Annotated in this window: 13 protein-coding genes and 6 tRNA genes; 16 read left to right on the forward strand and 3 right to left on the reverse strand. The window is 44.6% G+C overall.

Annotated features, from left to right (window positions below):
* Position 1 precedes the first annotated feature (1 nt).
* Positions 2-1,339 (forward strand): DUF58 domain-containing protein, encoded by a 1,338-nt coding sequence (locus QQL36_RS12720; protein WP_083720908.1) that lies wholly within the window; start codon positions 2-4, stop codon positions 1,337-1,339.
* On the opposite strand, the gene QQL36_RS12725 is transcribed toward QQL36_RS12720, so the two are convergent.
* From QQL36_RS12725 to QQL36_RS12735, 3 genes are all read right to left on the reverse strand, one after another.
* Positions 1,328-1,963 carry a hypothetical protein gene (locus QQL36_RS12725; protein WP_083720906.1) on the reverse strand — a complete coding sequence of 212 codons (636 nt, stop codon included), beginning with the start codon at positions 1,961-1,963 and terminating at the stop codon, positions 1,328-1,330. The two genes, QQL36_RS12720 and QQL36_RS12725, sit on opposite strands and share 12 nt — an antisense overlap.
* Before the next feature lie 269 nt (positions 1,964-2,232).
* Entirely contained in the window at positions 2,233-3,231 is a 999-nt protein-coding gene (locus QQL36_RS12730; protein ID WP_083720903.1) for an NAD(P)H-dependent flavin oxidoreductase, read from the reverse strand.
* Between the two features lie 17 nt (positions 3,232-3,248).
* Complete coding sequence (locus tag QQL36_RS12735; RefSeq protein ID WP_083720901.1) at positions 3,249-3,836, reverse strand: riboflavin synthase; 588 nt, start codon at positions 3,834-3,836, stop codon at positions 3,249-3,251.
* Between the two features lie 128 nt (positions 3,837-3,964).
* Between QQL36_RS12735 and rpsU the strand changes: the two genes are divergently transcribed.
* The 15 genes from rpsU to QQL36_RS12810 all read left to right on the forward strand — a co-directional run bounded on the left by rpsU (position 3,965) and on the right by QQL36_RS12810 (position 12,877).
* Entirely contained in the window at positions 3,965-4,162 is a 198-nt protein-coding gene (rpsU, locus tag QQL36_RS12740; RefSeq protein WP_083720899.1) for a 30S ribosomal protein S21, read from the forward strand.
* 80 nt (positions 4,163-4,242) lie between these two features.
* Positions 4,243-5,187, forward strand: coding sequence for a tyrosine-type recombinase/integrase (locus QQL36_RS12745; protein ID WP_235643449.1), 945 nt, complete (start codon positions 4,243-4,245; stop codon positions 5,185-5,187).
* Positions 5,188-5,477: 290 nt separating this feature from the next.
* The gene (hpf, locus tag QQL36_RS12750) at positions 5,478-5,777 is read left to right on the forward strand and encodes a ribosome hibernation-promoting factor, HPF/YfiA family (RefSeq protein WP_083721260.1); all 300 of its coding nucleotides are present in this window, start codon (positions 5,478-5,480) and stop codon (positions 5,775-5,777) included.
* A gap of 274 nt (positions 5,778-6,051) precedes the next feature.
* A tRNA-Thr gene (locus QQL36_RS12755) sits at positions 6,052-6,125 on the forward strand.
* An 84-nt stretch (positions 6,126-6,209) separates the two neighbouring features.
* A tRNA-Tyr gene (locus QQL36_RS12760) sits at positions 6,210-6,291 on the forward strand.
* 123 nt (positions 6,292-6,414) lie between these two features.
* Positions 6,415-6,487, forward strand: a tRNA-Gly gene (locus QQL36_RS12765).
* A gap of 183 nt (positions 6,488-6,670) precedes the next feature.
* Positions 6,671-6,742, forward strand: a tRNA-Thr gene (locus QQL36_RS12770).
* Between the two features lie 37 nt (positions 6,743-6,779).
* Positions 6,780-6,856, forward strand: a tRNA-Tyr gene (locus QQL36_RS12775).
* A gap of 69 nt (positions 6,857-6,925) precedes the next feature.
* Positions 6,926-8,113, forward strand: a complete 1,188-nt coding sequence (gene tuf / locus QQL36_RS12780; protein WP_083720894.1) for an elongation factor Tu — start codon at positions 6,926-6,928, stop codon at positions 8,111-8,113.
* A gap of 115 nt (positions 8,114-8,228) precedes the next feature.
* Positions 8,229-8,299: transfer RNA gene (locus QQL36_RS12785), tRNA-Trp, on the forward strand.
* Between the two features lie 96 nt (positions 8,300-8,395).
* Positions 8,396-8,587, forward strand: a complete 192-nt coding sequence (gene secE / locus QQL36_RS12790; protein WP_083720891.1) for a preprotein translocase subunit SecE — start codon at positions 8,396-8,398, stop codon at positions 8,585-8,587.
* Positions 8,587-9,180, forward strand: a complete 594-nt coding sequence (gene nusG / locus QQL36_RS12795) for a transcription termination/antitermination protein NusG (protein ID WP_235643442.1) — start codon at positions 8,587-8,589, stop codon at positions 9,178-9,180. Before secE ends, nusG begins: the two co-directional genes overlap by 1 nt.
* A 275-nt stretch (positions 9,181-9,455) precedes the next feature.
* Positions 9,456-10,136, forward strand: coding sequence for a response regulator transcription factor (locus tag QQL36_RS12800; protein WP_083720885.1), 681 nt, complete (start codon positions 9,456-9,458; stop codon positions 10,134-10,136).
* A gap of 8 nt (positions 10,137-10,144) precedes the next feature.
* Complete coding sequence (locus QQL36_RS12805; protein ID WP_321569895.1) at positions 10,145-11,506, forward strand: HAMP domain-containing sensor histidine kinase; 1,362 nt, start codon at positions 10,145-10,147, stop codon at positions 11,504-11,506.
* Between the two features lie 90 nt (positions 11,507-11,596).
* Positions 11,597-12,877 (forward strand): TolC family protein, encoded by a 1,281-nt coding sequence (locus QQL36_RS12810; RefSeq protein ID WP_321569896.1) that lies wholly within the window; start codon positions 11,597-11,599, stop codon positions 12,875-12,877.
* The last annotated feature ends 2 nt before the right edge of the window (positions 12,878-12,879 follow it).

The raw sequence follows: 12,879 nt of genomic DNA on the forward strand, positions 1-12,879 counted from the left end.
TATGAAGAAAACATATCTGGCATTATTCTTTACCACCCGCCTGTATACGATCATAGGTGCACTGGCACTGTTCTTTATACTGGCTTATTTTTTTCCGGTGTTATACCCGGTGGCTTTGTTCCTTGCAGCAGGGCTGGGGTTGTTGTTGCTGGTCGATCTGTTCTTCCTGTTTACCGCAGGTCCTGACCCATTTCCTGTATCCAGGGTTATGGGGCAGCGCTTTAGTAATGGAGACGACAATACCATTCGTCTGCATGTAAAAAATAACTTTCGTTTTCCTGTGTTTGTCACCATACTGGATGAATTACCTTTTCAGTTTCAGCTGAGAGATTTCAGGCAGAAAACAATGTTGAAACCCGGAGAATCGAAAGTGGTGGAATACTTGCTGCGTCCGGTGGAGAGAGGAGAATACCAGTTTGGCGATACGAATTCATTTGTAAAAAGTCCGATCGGGCTGGTGCAAAGACGTATTATAAAAGCCGGTGCGGAAACGGTGAAAGTATATCCTTCATTTTTGCAGTTGCGCAATTTTGAGTTGTATACATTCGATGATCGTGTGGGAGAGATGGGGGTACATAAAAAGAAGATGATTGGCCAGAGTATGGAATTTGATCATATCAAAGAATATGTGCGTGGCGATGATGTGAGAAGAGTGAACTGGAAAGCCACCGCCCGCAGAGGTGGATTGATGGTGAATAATTATGTGGAAGAGAAGTCGCAGCAGATCTATTGTGTGATTGATAAAGGCAGGGCGATGAAGATGCCTTTTGAAGGGATGACATTGCTGGATTACGCCATCAATTCTTCGCTGGTGTTCAGCAATATCGCATTGCAGAAAGGGGATAAGGCCGGACTGGTCACGTTGAAGGAGCAGGATGTAGATGTATTGCCGGCGAGTAGTAAGAAAGTACAACTGAATAAAATTCTGGATACCCTGTATGCACAGGAAACGCAATGGCAGGAGAGTGATTATGAAAAGATGGTGGTAACACTGCGTAGTCATTTCAACCAGCGCTCCCTGCTGGTGTTGTTTACAAACTTTGAGTCATTGTCCGCCTTGCATAGACAGATGCCTTATCTGCGCCGGTTGTCAAAATATCATTTGTTGCTGGTGGTATTTTTTGAGAATACAGAATTAAAGAAAATCACCCAGGAAACGCCTACAGCCGTAGAAGACATTTACAGGCAGGTGATTGCGCAGAAGTTTGCTTATGAGAAGAAGCAAATGGTGCGTGAGCTGGCGCAGTTCGGGATCCTTTCCCTGTTGACTACGCCGCAGCAGTTGAGTTTGCACCTGATCAACAAATATCTGGAGCTGAAATCACGCTCACTCATTTAATTTTTTTACAGGAATAGTGGTGAGGGCCTTGAGGCGCTCATCATTTTTGTATGTGGCTGTAGCATTTACAGCTTGTATCTCCGTTTCATTGTTGTTAATGAGCAGGTCCTGCCCCAATAATTTCCCATTACTTACTTCGAAAGAGACGGCGCTGGTATCCAAAGGGAATATTCTACCAGAGCTATAGATCCCTTCTACATTCAGATAATAATGGAACCCCCTTTTCAGGCTATCGGCATAATGGTGAAACCGGATGCTGTCCAGTTTGGGGAGTACGATATCGGCAGTCATAGACTGGGGGATATCGGCGCTGGTAATGGTCAGCTGGATGGTGTAATCCCGGCTGATGAGGGATTTTCTGTCCAGTAATAAGTAGCCATTTTGAAAGGTACCGCTGTTGGGGACTACTTTGATGCGGTTCCAGTTGTAATTACCGCGGAGGAAACCGGGGGTGGTTCTTATTTCGCCGTTGGCGAAAGCGATATAGAGGCCAATGGGGATTTTGTTATAGAGTTCGGGGAGGGAGGAGGAGTCGTAGACGGCTTTGATGGATTTAACTTCCTTTTGCTGACCGGTGGCCAACAGGGTGAGAAGGGTGGATAAAATGGTGAGGAATGATTTCATAGGGGAAAGGTATAAAAAATCGTTCCAAATAGGGTGTAGCTATAGTGCTATAAGGGTGCTATAAGGGTACTAAAAGGGCACTTCATTATCCCCGGGATATTGAGGTGCCCTTTTGGTGACGAATTGGTGTCGAAGAAGCGTCGAACAAGCGTCGAAGACGTGTCGAACAAGCATCGAAGAAACATCGAACAAGTGTCGAAGAAGCATCGAACAAGCGACCTGCTCAAGGTGGACCTGAGGTGGACTTGTGTATGATATTGAATTGATTTTTAGATAGTTGCGCTGATATCCTTTCCAGCGTCCAGGGCAAGCTTTGTTTCCTTCATCAGGTTGTGAACAATTTCTTCAATAGAGCTGATTTCTTTTACGAGTTCTACGCTCTGTCCGGCAGACCATAATTGTTGATAATTCCCGGGTTTTACGGCCTGTTCCAGTTTTTTCATCCCCCTGAGTTGTACGAGCATTTTGAAGTATTTGCGGGTACGGGCGTTGTTATTGAGGAGTTTTTCGAACCAGTTTTGTGTATAACCGATTTTCCGGGCGGTGGGGGTGTTAATGATATTGCAGGGGGTACCGGAGAGGCGTTCAGTAAGTACGATGTCGTCCATGCCGTATTGGAGAATGGCGTTTTTGTATTCGGCGCTCACGGAGGCTTCGTGGCTGGCAATAAACCGGGTACCGATAGATACGCCGTCGGCACCGAGCAGGAGGGCGCTGGCTATCTGGCTGCCATGGGCAATGCCACCAGCGGCAACGAGTATTTTGCCTGGAAAGTGTTCCTGCAGGGAGGGTATCAGTACATGCATAGGGTAGGGGCCTGCATGGCCACCGGCGCCTGCGGTAACGGCGATAAAGCCATCGCAGCCTGCCTGTGCTGCTTTTTCCGCATGGGCAAGATTCGTCACATCACAGAGCACTGTGGCGCCATAGCTGTGGGCGGCGGCAATGACTTCTTTGGGACTACCGAGGGAGGTGATATAGAGGGGGACTTTGGATTCGGCACAGACCTGGAGGTGTTTGGAATAGAGCGGGTTGGTCTTTTGCACGATGAGGTTCACGCCATAGGTGCCTTGTGGCGCCTGGGTGCGGTGAGCGTTCAGTCTGTCGAGCACGTCTTTTAGTTCACCTTCGCGGCGGTAATTGAGGGAGGGGAAGGTACCGGCAATACCGTTGTCCATAGCAGATCTGACCATAGCTTCATTACTTACCAGAAACATGGGAGCCATGATCACCGGGTACCGGATGGCCAGCGTTGAGGTTAATTTCATGCGTGTGTATTTATATGCTAATTGGCTGTTTTCTGCCGTGCGACGTACTTACCCAGGATATCGAATTCCAGGTTGATGATACTGCCGGCATGAACAGCGGATATATTAGTATGTTCGTAGGTATATGGAATGACAGCGATGGTGAATTCAGTGTTGGTAACATTGAAAACAGTCAGGCTGATACCATTGAGGCAGATGGAGCCTTTTTCCACGATAAGACCAGCGAACTGGGCCGGGAAGCGGAAGCGGTATTCCCAGCTACCATTTTGCGGGGTGCAGGAGAGGCATTCGCCGGTGGCGTCTACATGGCCCTGTACGATGTGCCCGTCAATGCGGCCATTGAAGAGCATGGCTCTTTCCAGATTTACTTTCTGACCTGGGGTAAGCAGGCCGATATTGCTTTTCTGGAGGGTTTCGGCAACGGCTACGATCTGGTAGATATCTTTGTCAATGTGGGTAACTGTTAGGCAAACCCCATTGTGGGCGATGCTTTGGTCTACTTTCAATTCGGGCGTGAGGGAGGAGTGGATGGAGATGACCATATTGCTGCCTTCCTTTTTTGTAGCTATAACTTCGCCTAGTGATTCTATTATTCCTGTAAACATGGAACGAAATTATGGAAAAAAGCGGAGGTGAAAGCTGACGAAAGGCACCCATAAAATTCAAACAATAGTTTGTTTTTTTAGAATTAAATGGTTTATCTTTGCCTTCCTGAAAAAAAGAGGTATTTATTATGTTAATTATCGATTCTAAAGATTGCGAAAATATTGACAAGGCGCTCAAGAAGTACAAAAAGAAATTTGAGAAAGCGCGTATACTGTTACAACTGAGAACTCGTCAATCTTTCACAAAACCTTCTGTTAAGCGTCGTACCCAGGTGTTGAAAGCTGTTTACAAACAGCAGTTGGCTACTGGTAAATTTGACGTTTAATATCTAATTACGGATAATTCCAACGCAAAATATGTGATGATTGTAAGGTTTTCAATAACTTTACAATCATCAATTTTTTTGTGTTGAGCGACGTATTACCCCCAGTAGTAAACCGTTTCCTGGCTTATATTCAGCTTGAAAAGCGCTATTCCGCGCACACCTATGCTGCTTACCAGCAGGATCTTATCCAGTTTTTTACTTTTTTGCAATCCCAATATGGCGATGTGTCACTTTCTGACATATCGCATTCTTATGTCCGTACCTGGCTGGTTACTTTAATTGACCAGGGTATGATTGCGAAGACTATAACCCGCAAGGTTTCTTCACTTAAGTCATTTTTCAAATATGCATTGCAGCAGGGGGAAATTACCCAAACCCCTATGACGAAGGTATCGGTGCCTAAATTAGGTAGCCGCGTGCCGCATTTTATTGACGAAAAGGGGATGCAGGCTATTGAAGACAATCGAAGTATGAGGAAGGGGAGGGAGGACAAACCTATCTTTTCGGATGATTTGAAGGGAAAGACCCATAGGATGATATTTGAGTTGTTGTATCATACAGGGATACGGTTGTCGGAGTTGATAGGGTTGCAGGTCAGGCATGTTGATATATCCCGGTTGACGATTAAAGTGCTTGGAAAGGGGAATAAGGAGCGGATTATACCGATTAGCCCGTTATTGGGTCAGCAAATAGGGGAGTATAAGGATCTAAAGAAGAAGGAGCTGGCGGAATTTGATATGGAAGTGTTACTAGTAAATCCGGAATCTGGTCGTAAATTATATCCAAAGTATGTCTATAATGTGGTGCGGCATTATCTCTCTGCCCACCAAATCACCACGATCAGTCAGAAAAGTCCGCATACGCTGCGGCACACGTTTGCAACACATTTAATGAACAATGGGGCGGATCTGAACGCAGTGAAGGAGTTGTTGGGCCATGCAAGCCTGGCTTCGACGCAGGTGTATACGCATAATACTATTGAGAAGTTGAAGGAGGCGTATAAGAAGGCGCATCCGAAGGGGTAGTATAGGTTGAAGACTAGTATTTAAAAAAAGCGAATAAGCCTATCTCACCTCTTTTGCCGCAGGCAAATGCAATTCCCCGATATGGGAATATTGGTTACTTATATATTAACAAAATATTACTAAATGGTTATGATAATAACCACTTAATTCGCTAAATTAGTAATGAGTTCTTTATATGTTGTTTTCATTAGTCGTTACACTCTCATGCCATTAAAAATAATTGATTGACGGCCTATGACGTAATGTTACGAGCATGTACAAGATTGTTAAAACTAAAAAAATTTAGTGCTATGAACGTTCAAATTCAAACTGTGCATTTTGATGCGGATTCCAAATTGATTGATCATGTGAGCAAAAAAGTCGCAAAGCTCAATACTTATTATGACAGGATCATCAGTGTGGAAGTTTTTCTTAAATTGGATGGAATAGCCCATCAAATTAAGGATAAAGTAGCCGAGATAAAAGTGCACATCCCGCGCCAGGACTTATTTGTAAAGCACGAAAGCAAATCCTTCGAAGAATCTTTTGACCTCGCATTTGACTCCGTCGTTAACCAGATTAAGCGTACTAAGGAGAAAAAATTTCAGTAAAACCTTAAAAATATTTTGGAATTAATAATCTGTTTACTACCTTTGCCATCCCGATCGAAAAAAGGGATTGGGCAAAGGTAGTAAAGTTCTTTACTGTAGGGCATTTTAGCCAATACGATCAGGTACGGAAAAAAAGTACTAAGTGCTGAAAAAAAAGATTTTGAGAATAACAAAATACTATTATTTTTGCACCCTCTTAAGACAGCAACTAAGGAGCATACAACGCAACTAAGAAGCACTTAAGAAAAGTACTCAAGATATAAATACTTGGTATGCCAGCATAGCTCAGTTGGCCAGAGCTACTGATTTGTAATCAGTGGGTCGGGGGTTCGAATCCCTCTGCTGGCTCCGGAGGAAATCCGAAGCAAACAAAATAAAGTAAGTCCCGCAACGGATGAAGAGGTTTGTGGAAGTTTTTCAGGAGTAAAGAATGGGCAGGTTCCAGAGCGGCCAAATGGGGCGGACTGTAAATCCGCTGACTACGTCTTCACAGGTTCGAATCCTGTCCTGCCCACAAAGTGCAAATGTTCCGCCTTTGCCCAATAGCAATGGCGGAACAATTTTGTTAAGAGGAGAAGCTGAAGTGTGAGAGCGCCATAGCAATTAAAGAGTTCTTTCTGATATTATTTTAACAAATGCGGGAGTAGCTCAGTTGGTAGAGCGACAGCCTTCCAAGCTGTAGGTCGCGGGTTCGAACCTCGTCTCCCGCTCATAGTTAATTACGAATTTGCTTCGTGATGGCCTTGAGCGGTAAGTTTTGCAGAAGTATTACACTGTATCCGTTCAGGTAAAAAATCTCCAAAGCTTTATGAATATTGTTCTTCGTTCAAACTGGTTTTTTCAGAACCAGCAGGTTTGATGGGCAATAAAAGTTCTTTAAAATTAATTAGTATGCTGTTGTAGCTCAGGGGTAGAGCACTTCCTTGGTAAGGAAGAGGTCGTGAGTTCAATTCTCATCAACAGCTCAAACGGATTCATTCGATAGTCCGGAATCCAACATTTCGTTGTAGCTCAGTGGAAGAGCGGTTTCCGGTAAAATGTGCCGGTAATGGTCATGAGTTCAATTCTCATCAACGGTACAAGTTTGTAAAACCGTTTTAACAAAACACAATCAATACAATCTTTACAAACCATCTAAAAAAAATACAATGGCAAAAGAAACCTTTAAGCGGGATAAACCCCACGTAAACATTGGTACCATCGGCCACGTTGACCACGGTAAAACTACCTTAACTGCTGCCATTACAAATATTTTGGCAAGCAAGGGTCTGGCTGAGAAGAAAGGATATGATGAAATTGATGCCGCACCTGAAGAAAAGGAAAGAGGTATTACCATCAACACTGCACACGTAGAATACCAGACTGCAAGTCGTCACTATGCGCACGTTGACTGTCCAGGTCACGCTGACTATGTGAAGAACATGATCACTGGTGCTGCGCAGATGGACGGTGCTATCCTGGTGGTTGCTGCTACAGATGGTCCAATGCCACAAACTAAAGAACACATCCTGCTCGCTCGTCAGGTAGGTGTACCTCGTATCGTTGTTTTCATGAACAAAGTTGACCTGGTAGACGATCCTGAACTGCTGGAACTGGTAGAACTGGAAATCCGCGAGCTGCTGAGCAAATATAACTACGATGGTGACAACACTCCAATCATCAAGGGTTCTGCTACAGGCGCTCTGGCTGGTGAAGAGAAATGGGTTGCTGCTGTAGAAGAGCTGATGAACTCTGTAGATGAATTCATTCCGCTGCCTCCTCGCCCAGTTGATCTGCCTTTCCTGATGTCTGTAGAAGACGTTTTCTCTATCACAGGTCGTGGTACCGTTGCAACCGGTCGTATCGAACGTGGTCGTATCAAGGTGGGTGAACCAGTTGAAATCGTTGGTCTGATCGAAAAACCTCTTACTTCTACCTGTACAGGTGTTGAAATGTTTAAGAAATTACTCGACGAAGGTGAAGCTGGTGACAACGCTGGTCTGCTGCTGCGTGGTATTGAAAAGAAAGATATCCGTCGTGGTATGGTTATCACTAAACCAGGTACTATCACTCCGCACACCGATTTCAAATGTGAAGTATACGTACTGAGCAAAGAAGAAGGTGGCCGTCACACTCCATTCTTCCAGAAATACCGTCCTCAGTTCTACTTCCGTACTACGGATGTAACTGGTGAGGTTGAACTGCCAGCTGGTGTTGAAATGGTTATGCCAGGTGATAACATCGGTCTCGTGGTTAAGCTGATCGCTCCAATCGCTATGGAAAAAGGTCTGAAATTCGCTATCCGCGAAGGTGGACGTACCGTAGGTGCTGGTCAGGTTACTGAAATCATCAAGTAATCACTTTTTTCAGCATAAAAGCCATTAGCAATTCGCAAATTGCTAGCCGGTTAATCAGATTTTTTAGTAAATTCGATTTCGGTGTGACATAAGCAAACTGCTAATGGCTTTATACACGGGCATAGTTCAATGGTAGAATAGAGGTCTCCAAAACCTTTGATCAGGGTTCGAATCCTTGTGCCCGTGCAGTGTAAAATTGGTGAAAAGTGAAAGGTGAATTGTGAATTTCATTCGCCATTCACTTTTCACCTTTCATGTTTTCAAACGGTTAATTTTAAACCAATGAACAAGCTCAGAAACTATTTCCGGGAATCCTATCATGAACTGGTGCATAAAGTATCCTGGCCTAGCTGGCAGGAACTACAGTCCTCTACAATGGTTGTTCTAATTGCTACCGTGGTAATTACCCTTGTTGTATGGGGAATGGATGCCCTTTCTAACCTGGTGTTAACACAGTATTATAAAATGTTCTAATGATGACAGAAGCATCCAATAACCCTGCAGAAGAAACAAATGTTCCGACCCAGGATACCAAATGGTATGTACTTAGAGTGGTGAGTGGAAAAGAAAAGAAGGTTAAAGAATACCTGGATATTGAGGTGCGCCGTTCCGATTGGGGAAATGTGATCACTCAGATCTTCTTGCCTGTTGAGAAAGTGTATAAAGTACAGGCTGGTAAGAAAGTGATGCGCGAAAAGAACTTTTATCCCGGATATGTGATGATCGAAGCTATAGATGGTAAAATGAGTGACGAAGTCATCCAATCCATCCGCAACGTTTCCGGTGTAATCCACTTCCTTGGTAAAGAAAAGCCGATCGCTCTGCGTAAAGCTGAAGTAAATAAAATGTTAGGTAAGGTCGATGAACTGTCTGATAACGGACTGACCATGAGCGAACCGTTCATCGTTGGAGAAACTATCAAGATTATCGACGGACCATTCAATGACTTTAATGGTGTTATTGAAGAGGTGATCGAAGATAAGAAGAAGTTGAAGGTGACAGTAAAGATCTTTGGTCGAGCTACACCAGTGGAGTTGAACTTTATGCAGGTAGAGAAAATAAGCTAAAGATTTTAGGTTTTTTAATAGGAGCCGTTCCGAAAGGGGCGGCTTTTTTTTGTTTAAAACTGGCCTGCGACAGTAAGGATGATAAGAGGGCTTTTTCTCCTGCCGGGGCAATCCTTTTACCCAGATTTCCCTGCGGTAGCAAAGGATTCGTATTTCAGGCATCAGCCTAAAAAGGAGAAAATTTCCATGTTGCCGCAGGCCATTTAAAGGATCTTTTAATCCTTTTATAATCCGAATTCCCTTTCCCTGCTATTCATAATCGGTACCTTTGCCATGTGAAGATACTACTGATAGAAGATGAGCCCAAAGTCGCCGCTTTCATCAAAAAAGGACTGGAAGAAGACCAACACCAGGTGGAAGTAGCTTACGATGGCGAAATCGGACATAAAGCAATCATGCAGCACGATTACGATGTGATCATCATGGATGTGATGCTCCCCTACATGAACGGCCTGCAGTTGAGCAAAAGCATCCGCGAACAAGGCATCCGTACCCCCGTGCTCATGCTCACCGCCCTCAATACTACCCCCGACATAGTAGATGGCCTCAACGCTGGCGCAGACGACTACCTCGCCAAACCATTTCACTTCAGTGAACTCCTGGCCAGAACAAACGCCCTGCACCGCCGCACCGCCGACTTCAAAGCCGCTACCTCCAGACTCACCTTCATGGACCTCACCCTGGACCTGGACACCAAAACAGCCACCCGGGAAAACAAAGAAATCATCCTCACCGCCAAGGAATACGCTTTGTTAGAACTCTTCATGAATAACTGCAATAAAGTCCTCTCCCGCGCTTACATCGCCCAAACTGTATGGGGACTAGACTTCGACAGCGGTACCAACACGATTGATGTATACATCAACTACCTCCGCAATAAAATTGAAAAAGGATTCTCAGGCGACCGCTTAATACATACCGTAGTCGGCATGGGATATGTGATGAAGATGAAATAAACGGGTTTATGAAGATACGTCACCGACTGGCATTACAGTTTACCGTTCTATCAGGTTGCATCCTGCTGGTCATTTTCGTGCTCGTATACCTCCTGTTGCAAAACTATGTGAATAACACCTTTTTTAACCAGCTGGAAGACCGCGCCCTCATCACCGCACAGGTATTCCTGGAAAAAGATGAACTGGCCAAAAAGAAGTGGAAAGACATCGAAAAGAAATACATACAAACCATCCCCGGCGAAGATGGTATGATCTACGATAAAGAAAACCAGCCTGTATTTATTGAACCGGGTGCTCTCAACATACCACCTGCCATTATCCAGACAGTTCGCTACCATAAAAAATACCGTTTCCATTATAAAGGCCAACCCGCTGTAGGGCTGTATTATTCAGACAACCAGGGGAACTTTGTCATCTTCGTCACCGCCGGCAACGAAGCGGGACAGGCACAATTGATACATAACCTCTGGATCTTAGGCGGCACATTTGCACTCGGTATGCTCATGGTATTCGTAATTGGGCAGTGGTTCTCTTATCGTGCATTGCGCCCCATCAATTTCATTAACAGACAAGTGAAGAATATTCGTGCTTCCAACCTACATGCCCGTGTGAAAAAGAGCCGTAATGAAGATGAAATCGATGAACTGGCCAGTAACTTCAATGACCTGCTGGAACACCTGGAAAAAGCCTTTCACATGCAGCAATCCTTTGTTTCCAATGCATCGCATGAGTTACGTACGCCACTGACAGCGATTATCACCGAACTGGAAGTCATTCTCCAAAAACAAAGAGATCAGGAAGACTATATAAAAACATTGCGCTCTGTACTGGATGAATCAGCCAAACTGAAAACCATCACCAATGGGCTGCTGGAACTCACACAGGCAGATACAGATACCTATGCAGGCAAAGAACATATCAGAATGGACGAACTGCTGTGGGACCTGCGGGAAGAATGGGCCAGCAAACATCCGGAACAGCTACTCAATATGCAGATGTTACAATTGCCTGAAGATGCTACCAGGCTGGAAATAACAGGTAACAGAGAGTTGCTGGTACTGGCTATCAAAAATATTATCAAGAATGCCTTTAAGTTCTCCGGCAATCAACCTGTGGATTGCACCCTGGATTGCCAGGAAGAACAATTGTTAATCACTATCACGGATAGTGGAATCGGTATATTACCCGAGGATGCAGCACGCATTTTTATGCCACTCTTCAGGGCCAATAATGCACGTATTTATCCCGGCTTTGGCATCGGCTTATCGATGGCACAAAAGATCATCCAGGCACACAATGGACAAATCAGTGTGAGCAGTGAACCCGGCCACGGCAGTACATTTAACGTTTCCTTCACGATTCATCATTAAATCTAATGGGTTTTTAATTTACCTCTAACGGCCCCCTAATAACAGCGTTGCAACTTTACATGCGTTAAAATTTATAAAACGATCATGTATTTGAAACGGGTATTATTCCTCTTCCTATATCTCGCAGTCATATTGCCTGTAGCTGAAGCGCAGACAGATACTGTACGCTATGCACTGCCGGATGCTGAAAAGGTTTTTCTTGAAAATAATCTGTCACTGCTGGCAGGGAAACTGGAAATTCCTATAGCAGAAGCAAAGATCCTGCAGGCCAGAGCATGGCCCAATCCCAACCTGTCCATCGGCGATATCCAGTTCTACACCAATGGTACGACGGCATCTGCGCCCCCGCTATTTGGTAATTTCTGGAGAGACAGAACATTCAGCGCACAGCTGGAACAACTGATTTATACCGCACGCAAGCGAAAGAAAAATATTGACCTGGAATCCCGCAACAAAGACCTCGCGGCCAGCAATTTCATGGACTTGCTGCAATCATTGAAAGCTGACTTCCGGCAAACAGAAGCTTCATTATTATATCTGCAACAGATACAGGGCGATCAGTTATTTCAGTTAGGCGTTGTGAATACTTTATTAAAGGCACAACAGGCCATGCTGAAGCAGGGGAATATTTCACAAACTGAAATGTACCGCATCAAAGCTTTACAGATCTCCCTGCAGTCGGATATCAATGAAACACACGAAGACCTGACGGCACAGCAGGAACACCTGAAAAACTTACTGGCGCTGAACTCAAATGTGTACCTGGTATTGGATGACCCAATAGCTACTTCAGATATGGTCACTGAATTGGAGCAACATCCTTTGCAGGAATTACTTACACAGGCTACACAACACAATGCAGGTATCATGGCTGCACAGCAACAAAAGCAGGTAAGTGTAGCTGCATTGACTGTAGAAAAAGCAAACAGGGTACCTGACCTGAGCCTCAATGTAAACTACGACAGAGCAGGTAATGATCAGCTCAACTTTATGGGCGCCGGCGTCTCTATGGATCTGCCATTTTTCAACAGGAATAAAGGCAATATCAAAGCGGCACAACTGGCAGTACAACAAAGTGATCTGTTAGAGAAAAATAAGATCACAGAAGTGAATAATGCGGTGGTAAAAGAATGGACAGACCTGCACAAAGCGATTGGCCTGTATGAAAGTATTGACACCGACTACCTGGATAAACTCGATACCATGGTAGAAGGCATCAGCCGCAACTTCGTGAGCCGGAATATCAGTCTGCTGGAATTCCTGGATTTCTTCAGCTCTTTTCGCGATAGCAAGCAGCAATACTATGCTGCGATCAGGAACATCAGTATGAAAAAGGCGACGCTTAATTACTTAACCGGAACGGAGCTATAAAC

The organism is Chitinophaga sp. LS1, assembly GCF_034274695.1.
Lineage (GTDB): Bacteria > Bacteroidota > Bacteroidia > Chitinophagales > Chitinophagaceae > Chitinophaga.